Source organism: Koromonas humicola, assembly GCF_059726255.1.
This window is the reverse complement of the sequence record NZ_AP040873.1, coordinates 1,282,162-1,306,405: the sequence shown is the minus strand read 5'-3', so window position 1 is coordinate 1,306,405 and position 24,244 is coordinate 1,282,162. Positions and strand designations below refer to the sequence as shown.

Genomic DNA, 24,244 nt, shown 5'->3' with positions numbered 1-24,244 from the left:
GAGTGGATTGCATCCACTCAACTTCCATGCCTTTCCAGAAATTCTCTTACGATACGACCAACTTCCGATGGCTGCTCGAAAGGTGCGAAGTGGCCCGCTTTGGAGACAATTTTCAGTTCGGCTCCGCGAATGCCGCGCGCAATTCGCTCTAGCTCAGGAATTGGTGAAGCCGCGTCATGCTCGCCTCCGAGCACGAGCGCCGGGACGTCGATCTGGGACAGCGTTTCGAGGCTGTCGGCACGTTCCGCCATTCCACGCTGGATCGCCGCCATGCCCGCGGCTCCAGCATGTGCCATCGTTTGCTTCGCTGCATCCACCACATCGAGTCGCGAACTCAGTGTCACAGGAGACAACAACTTCGGCATGATTTGCTCAATTCCCCATGCAGGACCTCGCTGCAAGAGATCGTCTGCGTTCGTCAGACGTCCAACTCGTGCCTGTTCCGGATCGACTCCTGCCTTCGTGTCGGCAAAGACCAGCGCTTTCACTCTTTCGCGACAACGCCGCCAAAACTCAAACAGAACATAGCCGCCAACCGAACAACCAGCAAACACTGCGCGCCCAATATTCAGCTCATCGCAAAGCCGCTGCAGGTCATCGGCGAGCAACCCCATCTTGGTTGTGCCCTCACCCACTCCAGAGCGCCCTAGTCCGCGCAGGTCCGGGAGCACAAGCCGAAAACGTGACTCGAGGTATTCAGCTACGGGTAGCCAGAAGCTATGATCGGAAGGATACGGGTGCAGCATCACTACATCCGGTCCTTCTCCTCTGACTTCATAAAACAGATCGACGCCATCGCGCTTGAAAATCATGGCAACATTCTATTCCGCGAATGACCCCGGCGTGCCCCCACCGACAGGAATGCCGTTTCATACTGGGAGCAGCTCCAATCCGGGTTGCGCCTGAACTGTTGCTCTTTGCAAGATCGTGAGTTATTGGCAGGCACGTGGTAAACCTTGTCCGTGAGCACATGGACTCCAGCATTAACCGGCACAGATCCGCACACGATCACCAACAATGCCAACCACTACCAACGCTATATCGCGCGGCAGCCAATCCTCGATCGCGAACAGAAGACGATCGGCTACGAATTGCTGTTTCGCTCCGGCCCAGAGAATGTTTTCACCTGTGGCGACGGTGACGCTGCGACTTGCAACACCATCGATTTCTCAATGCTCTTCGGTGCCGCATCATTGACCGGAGGCCGTCCTGCATTTATCAACTGCACGCGAAATGTGCTCTTGCAAGACGTGATAACCCTTCTTCCACGAGATCGCGTCGTAGTCGAAATTCTGGAACACGTGACAGCCGACGAGCAGACTCTTGCAGCCTGCGATCGCCTGCGTCGAGCGGGATACAAGATTGTGCTCGACGACTTCGTCCCTACGCCAAACACGATTCGGTTGTTGCCCTTTGCCGATATGGTTAAGGTCGACTTCCTGGCAACGGATGCAGCTCGTCAGGCCGCGATCGCAGCCAATATGCAACGCCGCGGAGTGAAGCTGCTGGCTGAAAAGATTGAGACAAGCGGAAGTTTTCAGTTCGCCATGAAGCTGGGATACCACTATTTTCAGGGCTTCTTCTTCTGCAAACCTCAGACCTTAACGATGGTTGACGTTCCGGTCTCTAATTTCACCTACATCCATGTGCTCAGCATCGCCACACGCGACACGTATGAAGTAGATGAGTTGGAACGTGCCATTTTGCAGGAGCCTTCCCTTTGCTATCGCTTGCTGCGATATCTGAACTCAGCGGCATTCGGGCTCTTTCCCATTCGCTCCATTCGGCACGCACTCTCGATGCTTGGTCAAAACGACATCCGAAAATGGGTGTTGATCGTGGTCACCATCGCCGTCTCGTGCGATAGACCGAGCGAGTTGATCCTGAGTGCACTGACCCGCGCTCGCACCTGCGAACAACTGGCCACACTCACAGGAGAAGACAGCAATAGCGCATTCATGGTCGGGCTCATGTCGCTAATGGATGCCATCCTTGACAGTCCCATGGACACCGTCATTGCCCAACTTCCACTCGCACCTGAGTGCAAAGAAGCACTGCAAGGCAATACGACTGGCCTCGGCAGATTCCTTCGTCTCGCTGTGTGCTGCGAACGTGGGCTTTGGTCCGAGATTGCTGAAGTCTCGTGCGCAAGTACCTTGACCGAAGAGGCCATTTGGGATGCGCATCGAGAAGCATGCCGCTGGAGCGACGAAACGCTTCAGTCAAGTGAGCGCGAGAAGTAGAACTACTCCGAAGGTTCGCGCTTTGAGCGCGGCTCTTTGCCGGGAAGCGCAGCAGGGTTTTCGTGCGTGCGCTCGCGGAACCGTGCGCTCATGCCGCTCGCGAGTGAGACGGCCGATTCCCCAAAGCGATCGCGCAGCGCGTCTACAGCGTTCATCGCATTCTTCAACCTTGTTTCCTGAACACTGGCAAGCAAGTCCATTTGGCCGCTGCCTTCTTCCAACGAACTTGTCTGTACTCCGATCAACCGCACGGCGCGGCCCTTTTGCCAATTGGCGCGGAATAGCTCGCGAGCAATTTCCAGCACTTCGGCATCGAGTTGCGTGGAGCGTTCGAGCGTGCGTCCGCGAGTATAGGTGGAGAAGTCGGAATATCGCAGCTTGATCTGGACCTTGCGCGTATGAAGTTGGTGCTCGCGCAGACGGCGGCAGACCATCTCGGCAAGCCGCGCCAACATTGATTCCAACGCACCCTGGTTACTTTCGTCGCGATTGAATGTGTGTTCGTGGCTGATTGATTTCGGATCTTCGTCGGCCCCAACCTCCGCGTCATACCACCCGCCAGCATCGTGCCCTTGCGACTTCTCAATCAGCGTTGCGAGTCCTTCTCCGATCTGTCTGCCGAGTCTGGTTTCAGTGAGCGACGCGAGATCGCCAATCGTGCGCACGCCGTAGTTGCGCAAATGTTCTTCGGTGACCTTGCCCACTCCGGGCAACCGACGAACATCCAGAGGCGCTAAAAAGGCGGCTTCGAGACCGGGTAGGATGCGAAGCACACCATTCGGCTTGGCTTGGTCGCTGGCAACTTTGGCAACCACTCGGGCGCCGGCGATCCCGATGGAGCAGTTGAGCCGGGTCTCGCGCTTCATCGTTTCGTGCAGTGAATTCGCGGCCTTCATCGATGGCCCATGCAGCCGTTCGGTGCCGGTCATGTCCAGATACGCCTCGTCGATGGAGGCCATTTCAACGGCGGGAGTGAACTGCAGGAGAACGCGGCGCACCGCGGCCGATGACTCGCGATAGCGCTCGGGATGTCCTTCTAGAAACACGGCGTGGGGACACAGACGGGACGCTTCGCGTAGTGGCATAGCCGAATGGACACCATACTTCCGAGCCGCATAAGACGCGGCCGCGACGACACCTCGCTGATCAGCTCGTCCACCGACAACGACAGGTTTGCCCTTGAGCGAGGGATCGTAGAGTTCCTCGACCGAGACGAAAAACGCGTCCATATCGACATGGAAATAGGTGCGAAGCATAAAACCGGGCCGAGCTTGATTGTAGCCGAGACAGGGGAGGTCATTGACCACTTTGACAATCGTTTTTGAGGCAGCTTGTTACAACTTGAGTATTAAAAAGTCGGAGCGAGCAATGAATTAACAGAAAAGGCAACAGCCCACGTTAGAACTATTGCCTTTGAGGTCAATGGTGGTAGAAAAATGACCGCCTGAGGTCAGGCGGTCGAGGTGTGAACTTCGGAGACTACTTATTTTTTGTTGCGGCAGTTTTTTTCTGGTGGCCGCTCACGAGTTCGTCGGCAAGAGCGTCCGCGTGGTAAATCGTGCGGAGCGCCTCAACGATGGCGCGGGAATCGACGGATACGGCACGACCCTGACGGTCGTCATAGGCGAAATCCCACGGCAGCGATTGAATATTGCCGTCGAAAATGATACCGACGACTTCGCCCTTCTTGTCCACGGTCGGCGAACCGGAGTTGCCGCCGATGATGTCGGACGTATGAACGAAGTTCAGCGGAGTGCTCAGATTGAGCTTGCTCTTCGCTGCATCCCAGGTCTTCGGTAGTTCGAAGTCACCCTTGTTGCCATTGGCTGCGGCGTGTTCGTAGGCTCCGCCCATGTTGGTGTAGGGAGGAATCTGCTTACCGTTTTCCTCGTAGCCCTTGATGGTGCCGTAGCTGAGGCGAAGGGTGAAGGTTGCGTCGGGATAGGTGTTGGTGCCGAGCACGGCAAAGCGTGCTTTGGCGATCTTGGTGGAGTTAAGGCGAACGACAGCTTCGACCTTGTCATCCCACTCCTTGCGCATGTCGCGGGCGCGGGAATCAATGTCGCGCATGAGGACGATCAGCGGATCGGTGCTGGCCTGAACGGCAGCGGCTCCGCCCTCATATAGCTGCTTCCGAACGGCAGGATCATCGAGCTTGCTGCCATCGATGTAAGCCTGCGCGGCTTCAGCAGGAGTCTTTCCGTTGAGAGCGCGCTTGACGGTCGGGTCATCGGCTCCCAGCTTTTCCTGCATGTAAGCGAGCGACTCAGCGAGGGTCGCTACATCGAGATTGCGATAGACCGGAGCAGTGGAGAACAACTGCTGCTCAAGCGAAGGCAGGCGAGCATCGCTGAACTCACGCAGACGCTGAGCATTGGGCTTCTGCTTTTCGGCCGTGACGCGAACAAGTGTGCGGGCGAAGCGTGCCATCTCGGCGTTGAATCCCATGCCGCGCTCGACGAACGAGTAGGGGATGAAGATTTCGCGGCGTACCTGAACAGCCTTTGCAACCTCATCCCATGCAGGGCCGTACTCGGCCTTGAGCTTGGGATCGGCGGCAACAGCAGCGCGAAGCTTCTGCTCGGCCTGGGTCTTCTTGCCCATGAGTTCCTGATCATCAAGCCCGCCGCGACGTCCCTTGTAAGCCTTCAGCGAGTTCTCGACACCGAAGATGTCATCGCCAGCAACGCGAGCATTTTCGGCGGACCTTGCGGCAAAGTCGTGCAGCACCTTGTCACGGCGAGTAAGCAGATCGATTACGAATCCGGTCTGAACGTCCTTGAGGAAGTTCAGTTCGGCCATCGTGAGCAAGCGCTCAGTGCCACCGGGGTGTCCGGAGACGAATACCAGATCCCCAGCCTTGGTGCCAGTGGGCGACCACTTGAGGAAGTTCGTCAGGTGGACGGGCTTGTCGTTTTCGTACACGCGGAAGTAGGTGATGTCGAGGTCGTAGCGCGGGTACTCAAAGTTGTCGCGATCGCCACCGAAGAACGCCATCTGCGCCTCGGGCGCGAAGACAACGCGCACATCGGTGTACTTCTTGTACTTGTATAGGTTGTACATGCCGCCGGCGTAGAGGGTGACAACATCGCAGCGGAGGCCCGTCTTCTCGGAGCACTCTTTCTCGATGCCGGACATCTTCTCGCGCTGAGCCTGGGCGCCTTGAGCGTCGGTCATGCCGGGCTTCGCCGCATCATGAATGTCGGCTGTGACGTCCTGGATCTCGACGAGCACGTTCAGCTCGAGGTCAGGACACTTCCCTTCCTCTGCCTGCGTTTTGGCGTAGAAGCCATCCTTGATGAAGTCCTTCTTCTCGGTGGAAAGCTGCTGGAGACATACGCGTCCGACGTGATGGTTGGTGAAAGCCAATCCATCTTCGGAGACGAAGGAACCGGAACCACCATTGTTGAAGCGCACGGAGCCGAGGCGAAGGTGATCGAGCCAGGACTGCGTGACAGCGAAATTGTGGTCCTTCTTGATCTGGTCTTTTGGCGCCTTGTTGAAGAGCCACATGCCTTCATCGGCAGCGGAGAACGCGACGAGACTGCATAGCAATGCCCCAACGGCACAGATGCGACGTTTCATATCCAACTCCTGAGATGAATCAGCAAACGGATCATCATATCAGGAGTGGTCAAGTTGGCAATGTGAGATTGCACGAACCTGCGGTGGAGATCTAACAGTGGGAATAGGAACATCAGGACTGGTTATTGGTGACATGGGTCGGCGTTGTGATGGAAGCGGCGGCTGGGATCCTTCGGCTTCGCCTCAGGATGACTCTCCTGTCTGAGGCGACCGTGACGCGAAAAAAGGAGCGGCCGGTTGGCCGCTCCGAGTGGAACGTTGTTGCGATTCGGTTATTTGCCCGCGTAGCTTGAGAGCACCTTCATGTAGTTGGCGCGCTGGAAAGCTTTCGGGTTTGGGACGTTGCGTTGGCTCATGCTGCCCTGCATTTGCTGGATGCTTGCGTATTCATGCTTGTCGAGCCAGGATTCCAGCTGATTGCGCAGGGGGCGCAGGTAGCCAATTCCGTTCTGAAGCAGAGCCGAAGCAAGCATCGTGATCTTGGCCCCAGCCATCATCGACTTCACTACGTCTTCGGCGGTGTGGACGCCTCCGGTGATGGCGATGTCGGCCGAGATGTGGCCGTGAAGCATGGCCGCCCAGTGCAGACGCAGCAGAAGTTCGCTGCTATTCGACAGGGTCAGTGCGGGCTTGACTTCAAGCGCTTCCAGGTCGAAGTCCGGCTGGTAGAAGCGATTGAAGATCACGATGGCGTTCGCTCCAGCGGCTTCAAGGCGCTGTGCCATGTTACCGAAAGAGCTGAACTGGGAGCCGACCTTCACCGCGACAGGAATCGTTACGGTGCTGCGGATCTGGGTGACGAGGTCGAGGTAGAGCTTTTCGATCTCTTCCGAGCCAGCCAAGGGATCAGCGGGAACGAAGTAAACGTTGAGCTCGATGGCATCGGCACCGGCCTGCTGCATTTCGCGAGCGTAGCTGACCCAGCCGCCGCGGGAGACGCCGTTGAGAGATGCAATGACGGGAATCTCCAGCGTCTGCTTGGCCTGGCGGATGTGTTCGAGGTAGCCGTCAGGCGAGAGGTTGTAGTTGTGGAGATCGGGGTACATCGAAGTGCTTTCGGCACCGATCTCCGTGCCTTCCCAGAGGAAACGGTCGAGTTCGTTGGACTCGATGTTGATCTGCTCCTCGAAGAGCGAGTGCAGGACCACAGCCGAGGCTCCGGTATCCTCCATCTGCCGAAGATTAGCAATCTCCTTCGACAGAGGCGAGGCGGAGGCAACGAGCGGATTGCGCAGCTTGAATCCGAGATATTGAGTCGTCAGATCAATCATTACTGTCCTCCCTTTGCAGCGGCGGCAGCAGCGGCTTTTTCGGCAACGGCTGCGCTGGCCTTCTCAGCTAATGCTTCGTAGCGCTTCCAACGATCGTTCACATCCTGCTGACCAAGCGCGAGCAGCTCTTTCGCTGCTGCGGGATTGGATTGGCGCAGCATGGTGTAACGCGTCTCGTTATAGATGTACTGCTCGAGTGGAATGCTCGGGGCCTTGCTGTCGAGCACGAAGTTGGGCTGACCGGCAGGAGCTTCGGGGTTATAGCGGAACAGCGGCCAGTGACCACAGGCCACGGCAGCCTTTTGCTGATCGAGTCCGTGAACCAGATCGTAGCCGTGCGCGATGCAGTGGCTGTAGGCAAGGATGAGCGATGGGCCGTCGAAGGCTTCGGCCTCATTGAATGCCTTGAGCGTTTGCATATCGCTGGAACCCATAGCGACGCGTGCGACATAAGCCGGATAGCTCATCGCGATGAGTGCGAGGTCCTTCTTGGGTCGGCTCTTGCCACCGGCAGCGAACTTGGCTACGGCGCCACGCGGAGTGGACTTGGACATCTGTCCGCCCGTGTTGGAGTACACCTCGGTGTCGAGGACCAGCACATTGACGTTACGTCCGGAGGCCATGATGTGATCGAGGCCGCCGTAACCGATGTCATAAGCCCAACCGTCGCCACCGACGATCCAGACCGCTTTCTGCACGAGGTTGTCAGCAACATCGAGCAGAGCGCGTGCTTCAGGAGCATCGATTCCGGCGATCAGCTTCTTGAGTTCGGCAACGCGAGCGCGCTGGGCGGCAAGATTTGCTTCACCCTTCTGGTCGGCGTGCAGGATGGCTTTGATCAGTTCCTCGGGCAGCTTGGCAGAGAGGCGAACCAATAGCTCACGAGCGTAGTCAGAGTTCTTATCGAGAGAGAGGCGCAGACCGAGACCGAATTCGGCGTTGTCCTCAAACAGCGAGTTGGACCATGCGATACCGCGTCCGTCCTTATTGAAGGTGTAGGGCGTGGTGGGCAGGTTGCCGCCGTAGATGGACGAGCATCCGGTGGCGTTGGCGATGACCGTGCGGTCGCCGTAGAGCTGCGAGAGCAGCTTGATGTACGGGGTTTCGCCGCATCCGGAGCAAGCGCCAGAGAACTCAAACAACGGCTGCAGAAGTTGAACATCCTTGACCTGCGTGGTGGAGAGCTTGTCGCGCTGAACCTCGGGCAGGGTGAGGAAGTAGTCCCAGTTACGAGCTTCGCGTTCGCGGATCTCGGGCTGGGGCACCATGTTGATGGCCTTGTGCTTCACTTCGGTCTTGGACTTGACCGGGCAGGCTTCGACGCAGAGAGCGCAACCGGTGCAATCCTCGGGAGCGACCTGGAGAGTGTACTTGTAGCCTTCAAATCCCTTCCACTTGGGAGCGGCGGACTTGAAAGTCTCAGGCGCGGAGGCGAGCAGATCGCTGGGATAGAGCTTGGCGCGGATGACAGCGTGCGGGCAGACGAGAACGCACTTGCCGCACTGGATGCAGAGCGACTCATCCCAGGCAGGAACTTCGAGAGCAATGTTGCGCTTCTCCCATTGCGCGGTGCCGGTGGGATAAGTTCCATCGACAGGAAGCTTGCTGACCGGAAGATCGTCGCCTGCTCCGAAGATCATGGGAGCAAGAACATCCTGCACAAATTCGGGAGCCTGAGCGGGCACTGGAGGACGAAGCTCGTAAGCGCTGTTGGCAGCCGCTGGAACTTCGACACGATGCAGGTGCTCAAGTGTGGAATCGACGGCAGCATAGTTCTTCTGCACGACAGCTTCGCCGCGCTTGCCGTAGGTCTTCTTGATGGCCTTCTTGATGGCGGCAATGGCCTCCTCGCGCTCGAGGACGCCGCTGATGGCAAAGAAGCAGGTCTGCATGATGGTGTTGATGCGCTGGCCCATTCCAGTTTCCTTGGCCACGCTGTAACCATCGATGACGTAGAACTTCAGCTTCTTGTTGATGATCTGCTGCTGCACGGGGCGAGGTAGATGCTCCCAAACCTCATCCTTGCCGAACTGGCTGTTTAGCAGGAAGACCGCACCTTCGTCGGCGTGCTTGAGAACATCGATGCGCTCCAGGAACGAGAACTGGTGGCAGGCGACAAAATTTGCACGCGAGATGAGATAGCTGGAGTGGATCGGCTTAGGGCCGAAACGCAGGTGCGAAGTCGTGATGGAGCCGGACTTCTTGGAGTCGTAAACGAAGTAGCCCTGCGCGTAATTGTCAGTGTCTTCGCCGATGATCTTGATCGAGTTCTTGTTCGCACCGACTGTGCCGTCAGCGCCTAGTCCGTAGAACAGAGCGCGAACGGTCTTGGGATCTTCGGTGGAGAACTTGGGATCGAACGGCAGTGAAGTGTGCGAAACATCGTCGTTGATGCCGATGGTGAAGTGATTGCGCGGAGTGGACTGCGCAAGATTGTCGTAGACGGCTTTGACCATCGCAGGAGTGAATTCCTTCGACGACAGACCATAGCGGCCACCAACGATGCGCGGCAGAGCGGAGAGCTTTCCGGCGGCAACGGATTCGGCCAGCGCAGTAACGATTTCCTGATACAGCGGTTCGCCGATGGAGCCGGGTTCCTTGGTGCGATCGAGAACGGCGATGGTGCGAGCGGTGGCAGGAAGCGCAGCGAGGAAATGCTCGGGAGAGAACGGACGGAAGAGGCGAATCTTTACGACGCCAACCTTTTCGCCGGACTGGAGCAGCTTGTTTACAGTCTCCTCGACGATGTCGCAACCGGATCCCATAAGGATGATGACGCGCTCGGCATCGGGTGCGCCGTAGTATTCGTAAAGCTTGTACTGGCGTCCTACGACTTCGGCGAAGCGATCCATCGCTTTCTGCAGGATGGCGGGAACGGCTTCGTAGTAGGGGTTCACGGTTTCGCGCGCCTGGAAGTAAACATCAGGATTCTGCGCGGTGCCGCGGAGGATCGGACGATCAGGCGACAACGAGCGGGCGCGGTGCTGGCGGACAGCATCCTCGGGAATCATGGCGCGCATGTCGTCAAGCGTGAGCTGTTCGATCTTGGTGACTTCGTGCGAGGTGCGGAATCCATCGAAGAAGTGGACGAAGGGCACGCGCGACGCAAGAGTTGCGGCCTGCGCGATGAGAGCGGTGTCCATGACCTCCTGCACGTTATTGGAGGCGAGCATAGCCCAGCCGGTCTGACGCACAGCCATTACGTCCTGATGGTCACCGAAAATGGACAGTCCCTGGGCCGCGATGGAGCGGGCAGCAACATGAATGACGCAGGAGGTAAGTTCGCCCGCGATCTTATACATGTTTGGGATCATGAGCAGGAGGCCCTGCGAGGACGTAAACGTGGTGGCGAGGCTGCCACCCTGCAAGGCGCCGTGCAGCGCCCCGATGGCACCGCCTTCGCTCTGCATTTCCATGATTTGGGGGACCGAACCCCATATATTTGGCTTGCCGTCCGAGGACCACTGATCGCTGAACTCGCCCATTGGAGACGATGGAGTAATTGGATAGATGGCGATTACTTCGTTGGTTTTGTGCGCGACATAGGCGGCTGCTTCATTACCGTCTAAGGTCACTTTGATCCGATTCATAAATCGGCCCTCCATGGAATAAGCGGAGACGCACCCGTCGGGACCGCTCCCTGACAGCAGTACATATGAATGCGCTATATCCCCACCATCTGCATTGCACTACCGGAAACAGAAATAGGCTGTGATTTAACTCACATCGGCAGGTGAGAATTTTCTGAGGAACCTAGCGCAGGGCCAACTCGGGAGGGCAGCTCTGAATTGGGTACGCTGGTACGCAACACTGGCCCTGAAAGGCGCATCAGTTTCCGACGGATAGAAGGAACCGCGCCGCCTCGTCCTGATGCCAACTGGCTGCGCGCAAAGTGTGCCAGCCGGCCCCAAACCCTTATCGCAGGAAGTTGGAGAGGACAAACACCATGAGAAAACTCCTAGGGTTCATGCTGCTGTTGCCGATGTTTGCAATCGCCCAGAACGGAATTGACGGCACCTGGCGAATCGATCTGAACAAGACAAAAGTCGATCAAAAACCGCAGGTATATGAGTTCAAGAATGGCATGTATAGCTGCCAGACGTGCGATCCGAAAGTGAACATCAAAGCCGACGGCTCTCCGCAGAAAGTTGAAGGCTCACCTTATGTCGATAGCGAGCAGGTGAAGATCGTGAACAACAACACGGTCGAGCGCGTGGGCATGCGAGGCGGGAAGATCGTATTCCGCGACACGCTGACAGTTTCGGATGACGGCAAGAAGATGGTGCAAAAGTACGAAGGGCATCCGATGGGAAGCGACCAGGCGGTGACGGCCACGGGATACTACTCAAGAGTAGGCGAACCGGAACAGGGAGCGAATATGGTTTCGGGTTCGTGGAGAACTGACCGCTTTGACTCGGTTTCAGACAATGGGCTGACCTTTAGCTATCAATTGACCGGCGACGGAGTGAATTACAAAGCCAAGACCGGCGAGAACTACAACGCGAAATTCGATGGCAAAGATTATCCGTTCCACGGCGATCCGGGGACGACTTCGGTTTCGCTGAAGAAGGTGGACGACCACACGTTTGTTGAGACCTACAAGCGGAATGGCCAAGTCACGGGCACATCCAAGATCACGCTCAATCCGGATGCCAAGTCCATGACCATCGTGAGTCAGGACAATCGCCGCGGGACGACTGATACTTGGGTTGCAGAAAAGCAGCAGAGTCAGGAAGCGGCTAAGTGAAGTTGATTTGCGGTGTCGCCTGAAAGTATAGGTAGCGTGAAACAATCCCAGAGTTGGAAAAGCGCCAACTCTGGGCCACCCGGTTCATTGTTTCGCGGCAATCCAGCGATCGATTCGGGACTCGAGCATGTCGAGGGGGAGGCTGCCGGCGCTGAGGACTTCGTCGTGGAAGGATTTGAGGTCGAAGCGGGGGCCGAGTTTTTGTTGGGCGCGGTCGCGGAGTTCGCTAATCTTGAGTTGTCCGATTTTGTAGCTGAGGCTCTGGGCAGGCCAAGCGATGTAGCGATCGACTTCGGATTGGATGGTGGGCTCATCGCCTCCGGCACCACTCTGACGAAAATAAGCGACGGCTTGATCGCGGGTCCATCCCTGGGAGTGTATGCCGGTATCGACAACAAGGCGGACGGCACGCATTAGCTCCGCGTTGAGGCGTCCGTAATCGGAAGCAGGGTCGCGGAAAAATCCAATCTCTTTGCCGAGCGCTTCGGCGTAGACGGCCCATCCTTCAGCATAGGCGTTGTAGATGGCGTGGCGACGGAACTCGGGCACGTCTTTGATCTTCTGCTGTATCGATATTTGTAAATGATGGCCGGGAATGCCTTCGTGGTAGGCGATGGTCTCATCGCTGAGCAGTTTGCGGCGTTCGTAATTGGAAGTGGCGACGACGACGCGCGCGGGGCGGCTGCCATCGGCGGTTCCGGGGACGTAGTGGGTGGCGTTGCCGGGCTGTGAGGGTGGAACGCCTTCAACGGTGAGTGGTGAGGAGGGGAAGACGCCGAAGAGTTCGGGCAGGTGCGGCTGCATTTGCGAGACGTAGTGGCGAAAGTCGGCGACGATCTGATCGGCGCTGTGCGGGATGTACTTGGGATCGCTATTGAGTGCGGTGCGAAGGGCGGCGAGGTCGGGGTATCCGGCGTGGTGAGCCAGGTCAGTAAGCAGGCCGTTGATGCGTTCGACTTCGCGTAGACCGAGGGCGTGAATCTCCTCGGGAGTCATGTTGGTAGTGGTCTGCTTGCGAATGGCGTTCTGGTAGCGGCGGGCGCCATCGGGCAGGCTGCTGAGTCCGATGGCAGTGCGGACGTGGGGAGCGTATTCCTTGGCAACGAAGTCGGCGAAGCGCTGGTATGCCGGGAGAACTTCGGCGGAGACCGCTTGGTTGATCTGATCGGTGAGGCGCTTCTGGTCGGCAGCAGAGATGGACCAGGGAAACTTCTTGGTCGGGCTCAGAAAAGGATTGTCGGCGACGGTGCCTTGGCACTGCGCAGGAATCTTTTCCAGCAGGAAGCGCGGCGGCATGAGTGCATCCTTCTCTCCCTGACGCAGCACGGCGATGTATTGATCGAAGGCGTGCGGGATTTGATGGAGGCGGGCGATGTAGTCCTCGTAATGCTGCAAGGAATCGAGAGGCACGGAATTGGGCAGGTCGGCAAGTTCGGTGTGAATGCCGTGCATTTGGGACAGCGGCATCTCGTATTCCTTGAGTGCGTAGTCGGCAAGGCGCTGGTCGAGAATGGAGAGCAGGAGATCGTGGGACAGGCGGTCCTGCTCGGGGAACCCTTCGGTGGAGATGGCTTGGAGGCGGGCTCGGAACTTGCGGTCAGCAGTATTCTGCTCAGCGGCGGAGGCGAGGGAGTAGTCATCCACACGCGAGTTGTAACGAAGGTCTCCGTAGGCGGTTGCGGACTCTGGAGAGAACTGCATGTCGGAATCCCATTGCTGCTTGAAGAGTTCAGATTGCGCGGCAAGGCGCGACTGGAGGGATTTGCTTGATGCGCGGCGCGACGGCTGTGCCGAAGTCGGGACGATGGAGGTGGTGAAGAACAGGGATGCAACGCAAATGAGGGTCGGCACTCGAGACGGGATCAAGCTCATGCGATTTCTACTCACCTCTCCATTGCTAAGTCAGACGTTGAGAATGACCGTGCATTGTACATCGCACGGATGAAAATCCTGTACAGAGCAAAGCCAATGCAACCACCCCACCCAAGCGGAGCTTGGATGGGGCACCCGGGTGCACTACGCCAACGACTCTGTGCTCTTTCGGAAGTGCAGTGGCGATTTGTGCGGACCCAGAGTTGGAAATTCGCCAACTCTGGGCCACCTCAGTTCGTTGCTACTTCGAGGCGACGGTGTTGGCATTTGTGATGGCAATGTGGGTTTCGAGGTCGCGTTCGGCGGCGGGAGAGGCGGTCACGGAGTAAATGAACACGAACCAAGGGCCGCTCGTTGTGGTTGAAACACGGAGGCTCAAGCGGCGCGAGAGCTTCTCGTTGGGGATTTGATACGGAAGGGTGCCGTCGAGGTGGAAGATCAAGCGCCCCGAGGGCGTGCGCAGGATGGAGCCTCGTTTGAGTTGGAGGGTTCCGAGGGAGCGGACGAGGATAGTGGCGAAATCCTCTAGCTCCATGCGGTCCTCGGTGGAGGTCGGCATTTCCATATCGGGCACGCAGCCGCGAGGCATGGCGACGATGGCCAGCGCGGGGTGAACGAGCGGAATGAGTTCGGTGCGGGGTTCGCGGGCAGTGAAGATAACTCGCGAACAGGCTCGGAATAGAGCGCGGCGCCGGTCGGTGAGCGCAGGATCGTTGGTGGGATCGCGCATGAGTTCGGTGACCTGGTACGCGTCTTCATTGGAGAGAGGCTGCCATCCTGATGGGAGGACTACTCGGACTCCCACCTCGGGGCTGAAGAAGTTTCCGCGAGCGAACTTGCCATCGGGAATGGTGGAACCGGGCGAGCGCTGGATGATGGATTCGACCATGGCATTGGGCAGCGCAGGGCCGTAATAGAGACGTGCGGGGGCTTCGGCGGTGTCTTTACTTTCGCGAGGGGCCTTGGGCGAGGAAAGTTTCGAATCCTTAGCCTGTGCGCTCTTGGTGGATGACGACGCGAGGTGCGCCGCGGCTGGATCGCTGGTAGGGGTAGACGATGGAACCGCAACCGGGGCAGAGGTCGCGTCTGGAGTGGGAGGTTGCGTTAATGCACTCGGGGCAGACTCGTTGCACGCTGAAACACTCGGATCGAAGAACTCCATTTGTCGCATGACGGTGTCCATGGAGTCGGCAAAGTCGAGTTCGTGAGCGAAGAGGGCTACGTGGATGACGTATCCGCGGAGGGAGAAGAAATAGCTGCTCTCTTCACCGAGGCCCTGATCGTCTCCGGCGATGCGTATGCGGTGAATCTCGTGTTCGCGGACGGAGAGTTTGCTCGGGCCGGAGGTAGGAAGCTCGTGTTGCCGCGAAAGCTGGAGGCGATTATGGGCTGCCTCGCGTGCGGCGTCCTCGGCGCGATCTTCAGATGCGGAGATGAACAGTTCGGCTGTGCGATCAAGACGAACAAGGCGGGTGGCAAGCAGCTTGTGCTCTCCGGAGGTTTGCACGGGGAGGAAGATGGGCTCCGTCTTGAGTCCGGAAGGAAGCCGCAGGCGGAATCCGAAGTATGGGTTGCAGTAGGTGCTGCGGCTGCGCCAGCCAACTTCGGGATAGGAAACAGCAACTTCGGTTGGGGCAGGAGCAGGAGCAGCAGTTTGGGCCAGAGCTGAGGTGACCATGAGGGTAAATAGGGCGAAAATGTAGGCGACCGCATTACGGTGGCGGGCACGGCTTCGGGTACAATCGAATTTTCCGGGAAACTTTTGCATCCGGCTTAATCCAGTTCTTCGGGATCCGCCTTGATCACTCACTGTTTGGCCTTACTTGCGGTTGCACCACGCCCGAGCCCGGTGGTGCAGTTCTTACAGAAGCAAACTAATCCTGCATTCAAGGGACTGTATCACGTCAACGGGTTTGACTTGGCGTTACTGATTCCCTACTTCATTGTGCTGGTCATCCTCGCCGCGTACGGATTCCACCGATACCAGCTGGTTTGGATGTACTACAAGCACCGCAAGAAAAAGGTCACCACTCCAAAGTCGTACTTTACGCAGCTCCCCAGGGTCACAATTCAACTGCCTATTTTCAACGAGCAATTCGTGGTCGATCGCCTGGTCGATTCGATTTGCAAACTCGAATATCCTCGGGAGCTCCTGGATATTCAGCTACTTGACGACTCAACGGATGAGACGGTGGAAGTGGCAGCGAACGTGGTCGCGCGGTACAGAGCGATGGGGAACGACATTGTCCATATACATCGCACGGACCGCACCGGGTTCAAAGCTGGAGCGCTGGAAAACGGACTGAAGACGGCGAAGGGCGAGTTCGTGGCGATTTTCGATGCGGACTTTACGCCTCCCACCGACTGGCTGATGAAAGTGATCCACCATTTTGCTGAGCCGAACATCGGAATGGTGCAGACGCGATGGACGCATATCAACCGGCACTACTCGTTCCTGACAGAAGTCGAAGCAATCCTGCTGGATGGGCACTTTGTGCTGGAGCACGGCGGACGCTCGCGGGCAGGAGTTTTCTTCAACTTTAACGGCACGGCGGGAATGTGGCGCATCAAGGCCATCGAGGAAGCTGGCGGCTGGCAGCATGACACTCTGACCGAAGACACGGACCTGAGCTACAGGTGCCAACTCAAGGGATGGCAATTCCTGTACTTGCAGGATGTGGAGTGTCCGGCGGAGTTGCCGATTGAGATGACGGCCTTCAAGACTCAGCAGGTACGCTGGGCGAAGGGCTTGATTCAGTGCTCGATCAAAGACCTGCCGAAGGTGATGAAGGCTCAGGTAAGCCGCAGGGAGAAGATTGAAGCGTGGTATCACCTGACAGCCAACTTGAGCTATCCGCTGATGATTGTGCTCTCGGTACTGTTGATGCCTGCAATGATCATCCGCTTCTACCAGGGCTGGTTCCAGATGATGTACATCGACGTGCCGCTATTCCTGGCATCGACGTTCTCGATCTCGAGCTTCTACCTGGTGTCGCAGAAGGAACTGTTCCCGGGGAAATGGTGGAGAACATTCTTCTATCTGCCGTTCCTGATGGCGTTGGGAATTGGACTGACGATTACAAACTCGAAGGGCGTTATCGAGGCGCTGCTCGGAAAGCAGACGGCGTTCGCGAGAACTCCGAAGTACAGTGTAAAGACCAAGGGCGAGAAGACGCTGGCAGTGAAGGCTGCGAAGAAGTATCGCAAGCGCCTTGGCCTGGTGCCGTGGATCGAGTTGGGCATCGGCACGTGCTTTGCTTACATGGTTTGGTATGCGCTGACGAACGAAAACTACGTAACAGTTCCCTTCCTTCTTCTGTTTGTGTATGGGTACTGGTACACGGGGCTGATGTCGCTGCTGCAAGGACGTTTTGAGATGTTCGGGCGCAGTTCGGGCGTGAACGATGAAGAGCACGCAAAGCCGTTCCCTGTGGGCGTGTAGTTTTCAGATCAATTCAGGCAAAAAGATGAAGCGCGCTCATGAGGAAATGAGCGCGCTTTTGTATTGGCGATAACTGCCTAGCCAGGCTCTCCAGAGTTGGGCTCCAACAAGTCGGATTCAACATCTATGCGCTTGGTGCCCACTACTTCCTGACCTAGTTCTAAGCTGCTTTCATTCTGTATGCCTTCCATGGTGGAGCACTCCCCGGCAATTTGAGGAATAACGGAGAGTCCGCAAACTTCGGTTCCGCATCGCGAACAGCAGACCTGCTCGTCTTGAATATCTTCCGGAGGTTCTTTCATGGCCTTCACCCCACTGACTCGGTAAGTCGTGCGCAGATAGTGTCATTGAGTTGGGAGGGCAATCAACTCTGGTGTGACTGCAGTCACCTACATATGTTCGGAATATGGCATCAGCGCACGAGATCGTAGAGAAGGTAATCGTGATGCACGCCGCGTTTGATGGCAGCCTTGCGAAGGAGCCCGACGTAGTGGAATCCGGCTTTATCAAGCACGCGGGCTGAGGCGGGATTGCTGGCGAATACTTCGGCGTAAATTCGGGTCAACTCGAAGCGCGGCATCGCCCAGGTGGTAAAGCTTCGAATGGCAGCCGTGGCAATACCCTGTCCCCAGCAGGATTCGCCAAGCCAGTAGCCGAGTTCGGCGGAACAGCGCTCAATGTCGGTACGGAACTGGAGGCCGATGGCACCCACTGCCTCGCCGTTCACGACGACTCCCGCTACACATTCTTCGTGAGTGCGATCCACGTAATCGAGGAAGCGCTGAGCGTCAGCAATGGAATAGGGAATGGGGAAACGATCACGAAGATAGGCGGCGACATTGGGATTGTTGGCGTGGCGGGCAAGCGCGGATAGGTCTTCGGGGCGAAGGGGACGGAGGAGGCAATGGCCGCAGTCGAGTTCGGTTTCTATGTGCATTGGTGCCGCCATATTAATCTGAAGAGGTGGAATGTGGTAGAAGCGGCAGGAAGCGGTAGGGACCCTCGATCTGCTCAGGATGACCTTACAACAACAGAGCCAAGCCGACTGCGCCCGTGTGCCCGTTCTGCTTCGGCTGAGGGGGATCATTTATACTCGGCTTTCATGAAGGCTCGGACACTGCCGCTGAAGCGGCTATTCTCCTCTACTTTTGCTGTTTGCATTTCCTTTCTCTGCATCACGGTCCTCAGCACATCTTTGTTTGCGCTTGATCGGCAATCTGGGGCGGATTATCGCGCACGGCGCGTGGCGCTCTCGCAAAAGCTGAATGGCGGAGTGGCCATTCTGTTTGCGGCTACGGAGTCGGAGGGACCGAACGCGGTGTACGGATTTCGTCAGGACAACAACTTCTTTTACCTGACTGGATGGGCGGAACCGGGCGCGGCAGTTGTGATTGCTCCGGCAGTAGAGGCTCAGGGAGATACTCCGGCGCGTCCCTATACCGAAGTGTTGTTCTTGCCTGCGCACAACCGGACACAGGAGAAGTGGACTGGGCCGAAGCTGGGAGCGGAAGATACGGAGGCGCGGCAGGTAACGGGATTTGATCGCGTTGCGACACTCGACCAGATGCACGACATTCTGAAGCAGATCATGCCGCAACCACGTGGGATTGTGTACACGGCAACGGCTGAGGCGCCGGAATCGACGCCTTCGACCACTTCGATGGAATGGCTGAAGCGGAGCAACTCGCTGCCATCCTTTGTACGCATTGTGGGAATCGACGACACGATCGCCGAATTGCGCAAGCACAAGGACGCAGGTGAGATTGAGCGAATTCGACACGCGACCGAGGCTTCGAAGGTGGCGCATCGAGCGGCATTTAAGGCGATGAAGCCGGGGCTTTACGAGTACCAGATTGCGGCACTGATGCAGTACAAGTACGGAGATGCAGGATGCGAGCGTCCGGCGTATTCGCCAATTGTGGGGTCGGGGTTCTATTCGACGGTGCTGCATTATTCGGAGAACACAAACCAGATTCATGATGGTGACGTGGTGGTGATGGATGTGGCTGGCGAGTATGGAATGTATGCCAGCGACATCACCAGAACGATTCCGGCGAATGGGCATTTCACACCACGGCAGCGAGAGATTTACAACATCGTGCTCGGCGCGCAGCAGGCAGTGATGCAGGCTGTGGTGGCCGGCAAGAGTTCGCTGACAGGCAAGGGCCAGGACTCGCTATACCAAGTTGCGCTGGACTACATGAACGCACACGGAAAAGATATGCAGGGGCAACCACTGGGGAAATACTTCATCCACGGGCTTGGGCATCGAGTGGGACTCGAAGTGCATGACGTGGGAAGTGGTCCCGTGGACAAGGGTGATGTATTCACCGTAGAGCCCGGAATTTATATCCCAGAAGAAAAAATTGGCGTGCGCATTGAAGACATCGTAATGCTGGATGAGCAAGGTAAGCTGGTGAATTTGACGGCTGACCTGCCTCACACGGCAGAAGAAGTGGAAGCGGCAATGCGCAAGTAGAGCGCGAAAACTGGGGCCGGGCAGGCTCTACTCTGATAAACTAGACGCTTGTGATCATCAAAGTTCTTTTTGCGATCCTGGTGCTGTCGGCTGCAGCTCTGATCGGAGTGGCGGCTGCGGTGGCGTTTCGCGTCTGGTGGCATATGAAGGCGCGGAAGGCCGAAGGGCGGAAACCGGGAGACGCAGATGTGGCGCAGGAGCGCGGAGTTCAGTGACGCGCCGGGGTAGATCGCAAAAAGTGTAGATTCTGATATTCACCGCACGGATTTGCGGGCGGGTTGGCAGTTCGTACTCTTACTGGGAGGCCTTGGAGCCTCCGGAAAAAGGTTTATGAGCAGCGTTGGTACTGATTTGACGGAGATTAAGATTGCGCACAGTCCGGATTCGGACGATGCGTTTATGTTCTACGGCCTGGCAACAAACAAGGTTCGAGTGCCGGGGTTGAAGTTCACTCACGTTCTCTGCGATATCGAGACGCTGAATCACAAGGCAATTTCCGAAGCCTACTACGACGTGACGGCGATCTCGTTCCACGCGTATCCGTACTTGCAGGACAAGTATGCGCTCATGCCGAGCGGCGGCAGCGTGGGCGAAGGCTACGGTCCGATGATCGTGGCAACCAAGCCCTTCACGCTGGACGAAGTGAAGAAAGTGAAAATCGCCATCCCGGGTACTCTGACGACAGCCGTGCTGGGGCTCAAGCTGTTCGCGCCGGAGATCGAGACCGAGGTTGTGCCGTTCGACAAGATCATTCCCGCAGTGTTGGAAGGCAAGTATGAAGCAGGATTGATCATTCACGAAGGCCAGCTTACGTATGACAAGAGCGGTCTGCACAAGATCCTGGATCTGGGCAAGTGGTGGCGCGAGTTGACCGGCCTGCCTCTGCCGCTGGGCGCGAATGCGATCAAAAAAGAACTGGGTCCGGAACTGATTGCGAAAGTTTGCAAGGCGCTGCGCGACAGCATTCAGCACGCGCTCGACAACCGCGAGCAGGCTCTGGAGTATGCCATGCAGTTTGCGCGTGATCTGGACACGAGCGATGCCGATAAGTTCGTTGGCATGTATGTGAACGAGCGCACGCTGGATTATGGCGAGGATGGCCGCCAAGCAGTCGAAAAGCTGCTGACGATGGGCCATGAAAAAGGCATCATTCCGCACCCGGTAAAGATCGAGTGGGTTAGCGAGACGGTGAAGGCGTAAAGCTCGCAAAGAGCATCTTAGATTGTGAGGCTCCGTGGTAAAACACGGAGCTTTTTTCATTGGAGGAACGACTGTGCGCGGAAACTGGATTCGGATGGGGATGGTGGTTGTGCTGTTGTGCTGCGCGGTGGTGAGCGGAGCGGCTCAAGAGGATGAGAGCGCGAAGAACAAGCCACAGCCCACAACGAGCATGCATCCGCAGGATACGAAGACTTTGGAAAGCACGCTGGCGGCTCTCTACAACGTGATCAGCGGGCCAGCGGGAGTGCGAGACTGGGAACGCTTTCATGCGCTGTTCATTCCCGAGGGGCACTTAGTTTTCAGCGGAAAGAACGACAAGGGCGAAATCGTGACGCGGGTGATGAGTCCTCGGGCGTACGAGAAGCGGGCTGGCGCGTTCTTCGAAAAAGAAGCGTTCTATGAACGTGGCGTGGCAAATCATGTCGACCGGTTCGGCAACATAGCGCAGGTGTTCTCGACCTATGAGTCGCGTCACGAGAAGGACGGAAAGCCTTTTGCTCGCGGGATTAACAGCATTCAGCTGATGTGGGACGGCGAGCGGTGGTGGGTGGTCTCACTGCTGTGGGATTCAGAGCGTGCGGACAATCCGATTCCGAAGGAATACTTGAAGTAGGAGTCCTTGTTTTGCTCAGGCGAAGGGTGGCCAGTGACCTGGAGCGGCAGAGGAGATTTGGGCCGAGGCTGGGGTCCTTCGCTGCGCTCAGGATGACACCTTTAGCGCAAGATTCAAAAGCAAAGGCAACAACAAAAATAAGTACAACTGCAAAAGCAACTACCCCACCCTAGACTCGAACGGAACGAGTTTAGGGTGGGGCACCCCAATTTCTGTCTCGAAACATTTTCAAAGACAATCAGCGCATGGGCACATCCCAGGAGAACTTGGGAAAGATGTCGACGGGAATGTCTTTGGTTGATTCCAGTGAGGATGCGAGCGACATAGGCATGGTGCCGTAGCGTGCAAACCACTTCTCTGCCCGGGCACGGTCACCTGTGGCTTCGGTTTCGAGCAGTTCGCGGGTTAGCGAGGCGATTGCATCGGGAAGTTTCACGGGATCCACGGAATAGACCACTTTGGCCGTGCCGCGGCTGAGGGTTCCGGCGTGAGGAACGAGCGCGCCCTTCTCCAGCAGATAGTTGAATTCCATCAATTGAGCGCGGCCGTGAGCTTCGGAGGTACCAAACCGCACAGTACGGAGAATGCCCGCCAAATACGAGGCGGCGAGCTCCGGTTCGCGTTCACGCGGGAGCCGGTTGTGCTCAATGAGCCAATGCAGGCCGTACATTCCGGTGACATCAGCCTTGGCCTCTTCGAGAGCGGAGTAGGTCGGGCCGATAGCTTCGCGAATCGGAACTTGCTGGCCGTTGACGCGAGCAAAGGTGGGTCCGAGTCCGTGGCTGATTTCATGCATGATAACGACCGTGAGATAGCCGTTCGCGGTGGGAGTGGAGGACTGCGAAGGATCCATCAGCTTACGGGCGACGGGCAGGATGATGTGGTTCACACGGGCATCCATGAAGTTCTTGAAGAAGATTTTCTTGGTGCCACTGGGCGCAGAGGTGGACGCTACTTGCCCAAGGGGCGGGAGGCTGGCGGCAACGGCCTGATAGCCATGCAAGAAGTCTCCGGTGCGAAAAGGCGAATCGACAACTTCCATGGGAGAGGCTTCGGCATCGCGCGTGGGCTTGTCTCCGGCTGCGAGCGGGAGCGATTGCTGAATCTGCGGAATGGCAGCGCGGAAGAGATCTAGGTTGCGGCTCTCTTCGTCGTTTCGAATGAGGATGGCAGCGCCGTATGAATCTTTCACCCCGAGAAGCTGATCGAGATAGACGAGGTAGGGAGCGAAGATGAGATCAATCTTCGGAGACTTGAGCTGCATCCAGAGCTGGTCGCTATGGGTGTAGTTGTCGGTGAGCAGCGCGTCGGCAGTCGCAGTCAGGTAGGCAGCGAAATCGGCGTCATCACTGAGGGTAGCGGCTTCGCGGAGATCCTTTGAGGCTTCCATGAGTTGCGTGCGAAAAGCGGAGCGATAAGGAAGTCCCATAAGATCGGAGCCCATTTCGCGAACGAGCGTGTAGGGCGAATAGATTTCGGCGCGAGAGTCGGGATGCGCAGCAACGTAGCTCTCGATGGATTCGCGAGTGGCGTTTAGGGGATAGAAGCCGCGCCCGGCAGGGGCGGGTTCGCTATTGATGAAGCTGCGATTGCCGTTTAGTAGATCATACTGGCCACCGTTGATGTAGAGATAACGCAGGATCTGCTGGTCGCGGGCAGTGTGGGCTCCCTTGAGCTGCGCCTGGAGAGTAAGAGCATAGGGATCGCTCTGACGCCAGTAGATGGCGTCGAGCTGACGCGCGGCATCAACGAGCTTGGAGATCATCTTGATATCGCGCGGGGTAAGCGAGCGCGAAGGATGGAAAGGCATGTCGACGGTTTTCCAGCGGGCGATGCGCGCTGCGAGGTCGGAAGGAACCTTGATTTGGGCGCTGCTGGGAGCAGAGCCTCCGATGGGGAACGTCTTAGGTGGCGCGATGCGGTGCGTCTGGGCGAATGCAGAGGCGGCGAGGATCAGGACAAGAAGTGTGGATCGCATAGCTTTCCTGATTGTATGCCGGAGGAGCGAGTAGCGGCCCGAGGCTGAGGCGACTAAACTGGGGTTGTATGCCGACAAATGGTGAATTGAAGACTACGCGTCAGACATTAATGATCGACGCGGATGATACGCTTTGGGAAAACAACATCTACTTTGAGCGCGCGATTGCGGACTTCATCTCGTTTTTGAACCATAGCCAATTCACGCCTGCGCAGGTGAGGCAAACGCTGAACCAGGTGGAGCACGAGAACGTGCTGAAGCATGGGTATGGAATCAAGAGTTTTGCAGCAGCACTGGTCGCAACGTTTGAACAGCTCTCGGTGGAGCCCCTGACGCCTGCGCTGGAGGAAACAATTCATGGATTCGCGCAGAAGATCGCCGAGCAGCCGATCGAGTTGCTGAAGCATGTTTCGCCGACACTGCAGGCGCTGAAGAAAAGGCATCGGCTGCTACTGGTGACGAAGGGAAACTTTATCGAGCAGACGGCTAAGGTGGAGCGCTCGGGAGTGAAGAAGTTCTTCGAGGCAGTGGAAGTAGTACCAGAAAAAAACGCCAACTGTTATACGGCGATTGTCGGCAAATACGGTCTGGAGCCTCTGAAAACCTGGATGGTGGGAAACAGTCCGAAGTCGGATATTAATCCGGCGATTGCAGCGGGACTGAATGCAGTGTTCATTCCGCACGCCGAGACATGGATTCTGGAACATGCGGAACTGTGTATGGCTCCGGCTCCTCAAACGCTGATGACGCTGGAGAAGTTCAAGATGTTGGGAGAGGTGTTCTAGAAACACAG

The 24,244-nt window shown here is 57.2% G+C and carries 18 protein-coding genes; 8 read left to right on the top strand and 10 right to left on the bottom strand.

The genetic code is table 11. From position 1 onward, the window contains the following. Positions 1-17: 17 nt before the first annotated feature. Complete coding sequence (locus AC6IZD_RS05650) at positions 18-812, bottom strand: alpha/beta fold hydrolase (RefSeq protein WP_497786711.1); 795 nt, start codon at positions 810-812, stop codon at positions 18-20. Between the two features lie 150 nt (positions 813-962). On the opposite strand from AC6IZD_RS05650, the gene AC6IZD_RS05645 reads away from it, so the two are divergent. Beyond that, positions 963-2,243: an EAL and HDOD domain-containing protein gene (locus AC6IZD_RS05645; protein WP_497786710.1), complete on the top strand. Its 1,281-nt coding sequence runs from the start codon at positions 963-965 to the stop codon at positions 2,241-2,243. Positions 2,244-2,245: 2 nt separating this feature from the next. Here AC6IZD_RS05645 and dinB read toward each other — a convergent pair whose 3' ends face one another. The 4 genes from dinB to nifJ form a co-directional block, all read right to left on the bottom strand. Continuing rightward, on the bottom strand, positions 2,246-3,499 hold the full coding sequence (dinB, locus tag AC6IZD_RS05640; protein ID WP_497786709.1) for a DNA polymerase IV: 1,254 nt from the start codon (positions 3,497-3,499) through the stop codon (positions 2,246-2,248). Between the two features lie 223 nt (positions 3,500-3,722). Continuing rightward, positions 3,723-5,828, bottom strand: coding sequence for a S46 family peptidase (locus tag AC6IZD_RS05635; RefSeq protein ID WP_497786708.1), 2,106 nt, complete (start codon positions 5,826-5,828; stop codon positions 3,723-3,725). 272 nt (positions 5,829-6,100) lie between these two features. Then, on the bottom strand, positions 6,101-7,099 hold the full coding sequence (locus AC6IZD_RS05630) for a dihydroorotate dehydrogenase-like protein (protein WP_497786707.1): 999 nt from the start codon (positions 7,097-7,099) through the stop codon (positions 6,101-6,103). Continuing rightward, the gene (gene nifJ, locus AC6IZD_RS05625) at positions 7,099-10,689 is read right to left on the bottom strand and encodes a pyruvate:ferredoxin (flavodoxin) oxidoreductase (RefSeq protein WP_497786706.1); all 3,591 of its coding nucleotides are present in this window, start codon (positions 10,687-10,689) and stop codon (positions 7,099-7,101) included. Before nifJ ends, AC6IZD_RS05630 begins: the two co-directional genes overlap by 1 nt. 356 nt (positions 10,690-11,045) lie before the next feature. Here nifJ and AC6IZD_RS05620 point away from each other — a divergent pair, with 356 nt between their 5' ends. After that, positions 11,046-11,846, top strand: a complete 801-nt coding sequence (locus AC6IZD_RS05620) for a hypothetical protein (RefSeq protein WP_497786705.1) — start codon at positions 11,046-11,048, stop codon at positions 11,844-11,846. A gap of 84 nt (positions 11,847-11,930) precedes the next feature. Here AC6IZD_RS05620 and AC6IZD_RS05615 read toward each other — a convergent pair whose 3' ends face one another. Next, positions 11,931-13,718 carry a DUF885 domain-containing protein gene (locus AC6IZD_RS05615; RefSeq protein ID WP_497786704.1) on the bottom strand — a complete coding sequence of 596 codons (1,788 nt, stop codon included), beginning with the start codon at positions 13,716-13,718 and terminating at the stop codon, positions 11,931-11,933. Positions 13,719-13,959: 241 nt separating this feature from the next. Further along, positions 13,960-15,486, bottom strand: a complete 1,527-nt coding sequence (locus AC6IZD_RS05610) for a hypothetical protein (RefSeq protein WP_497786703.1) — start codon at positions 15,484-15,486, stop codon at positions 13,960-13,962. A gap of 81 nt (positions 15,487-15,567) precedes the next feature. On the opposite strand from AC6IZD_RS05610, the gene AC6IZD_RS05605 reads away from it, so the two are divergent. After that, on the top strand, positions 15,568-17,160 hold the full coding sequence (locus AC6IZD_RS05605) for a cellulose synthase family protein (protein WP_497787562.1): 1,593 nt from the start codon (positions 15,568-15,570) through the stop codon (positions 17,158-17,160). 77 nt (positions 17,161-17,237) lie between these two features. Here the strand turns inward: AC6IZD_RS05605 and AC6IZD_RS05600 are convergent, their stop codons facing one another. After that, positions 17,238-17,462: a hypothetical protein gene (locus AC6IZD_RS05600; protein WP_497786702.1), complete on the bottom strand. Its 225-nt coding sequence runs from the start codon at positions 17,460-17,462 to the stop codon at positions 17,238-17,240. Positions 17,463-17,572: 110 nt separating this feature from the next. Continuing rightward, complete coding sequence (locus AC6IZD_RS05595; protein ID WP_497786701.1) at positions 17,573-18,097, bottom strand: GNAT family N-acetyltransferase; 525 nt, start codon at positions 18,095-18,097, stop codon at positions 17,573-17,575. A 258-nt stretch (positions 18,098-18,355) separates the two neighbouring features. On the opposite strand from AC6IZD_RS05595, the gene AC6IZD_RS05590 reads away from it, so the two are divergent. From AC6IZD_RS05590 to AC6IZD_RS05575, 4 genes are all read left to right on the top strand, one after another. Then, positions 18,356-19,639 (top strand): aminopeptidase P N-terminal domain-containing protein, encoded by a 1,284-nt coding sequence (locus AC6IZD_RS05590; RefSeq protein ID WP_497786700.1) that lies wholly within the window; start codon positions 18,356-18,358, stop codon positions 19,637-19,639. A gap of 50 nt (positions 19,640-19,689) precedes the next feature. Continuing rightward, positions 19,690-19,854 (top strand): hypothetical protein, encoded by a 165-nt coding sequence (locus AC6IZD_RS05585; RefSeq protein WP_497786699.1) that lies wholly within the window; start codon positions 19,690-19,692, stop codon positions 19,852-19,854. 115 nt (positions 19,855-19,969) lie between these two features. Then, the gene (locus AC6IZD_RS05580; RefSeq protein ID WP_497786698.1) at positions 19,970-20,839 is read left to right on the top strand and encodes a menaquinone biosynthesis family protein; all 870 of its coding nucleotides are present in this window, start codon (positions 19,970-19,972) and stop codon (positions 20,837-20,839) included. 73 nt (positions 20,840-20,912) lie between these two features. Beyond that, on the top strand, positions 20,913-21,473 hold the full coding sequence (locus AC6IZD_RS05575) for a hypothetical protein (RefSeq protein WP_497786697.1): 561 nt from the start codon (positions 20,913-20,915) through the stop codon (positions 21,471-21,473). A gap of 238 nt (positions 21,474-21,711) precedes the next feature. Here AC6IZD_RS05575 and AC6IZD_RS05570 read toward each other — a convergent pair whose 3' ends face one another. Continuing rightward, positions 21,712-23,451 (bottom strand): DUF8614 domain-containing protein, encoded by a 1,740-nt coding sequence (locus AC6IZD_RS05570; RefSeq protein WP_497786696.1) that lies wholly within the window; start codon positions 23,449-23,451, stop codon positions 21,712-21,714. A gap of 68 nt (positions 23,452-23,519) precedes the next feature. On the opposite strand from AC6IZD_RS05570, the gene AC6IZD_RS05565 reads away from it, so the two are divergent. Then, the gene (locus AC6IZD_RS05565; protein ID WP_497786695.1) at positions 23,520-24,236 is read left to right on the top strand and encodes an HAD family hydrolase; all 717 of its coding nucleotides are present in this window, start codon (positions 23,520-23,522) and stop codon (positions 24,234-24,236) included. The last annotated feature ends 8 nt before the right edge of the window (positions 24,237-24,244 follow it).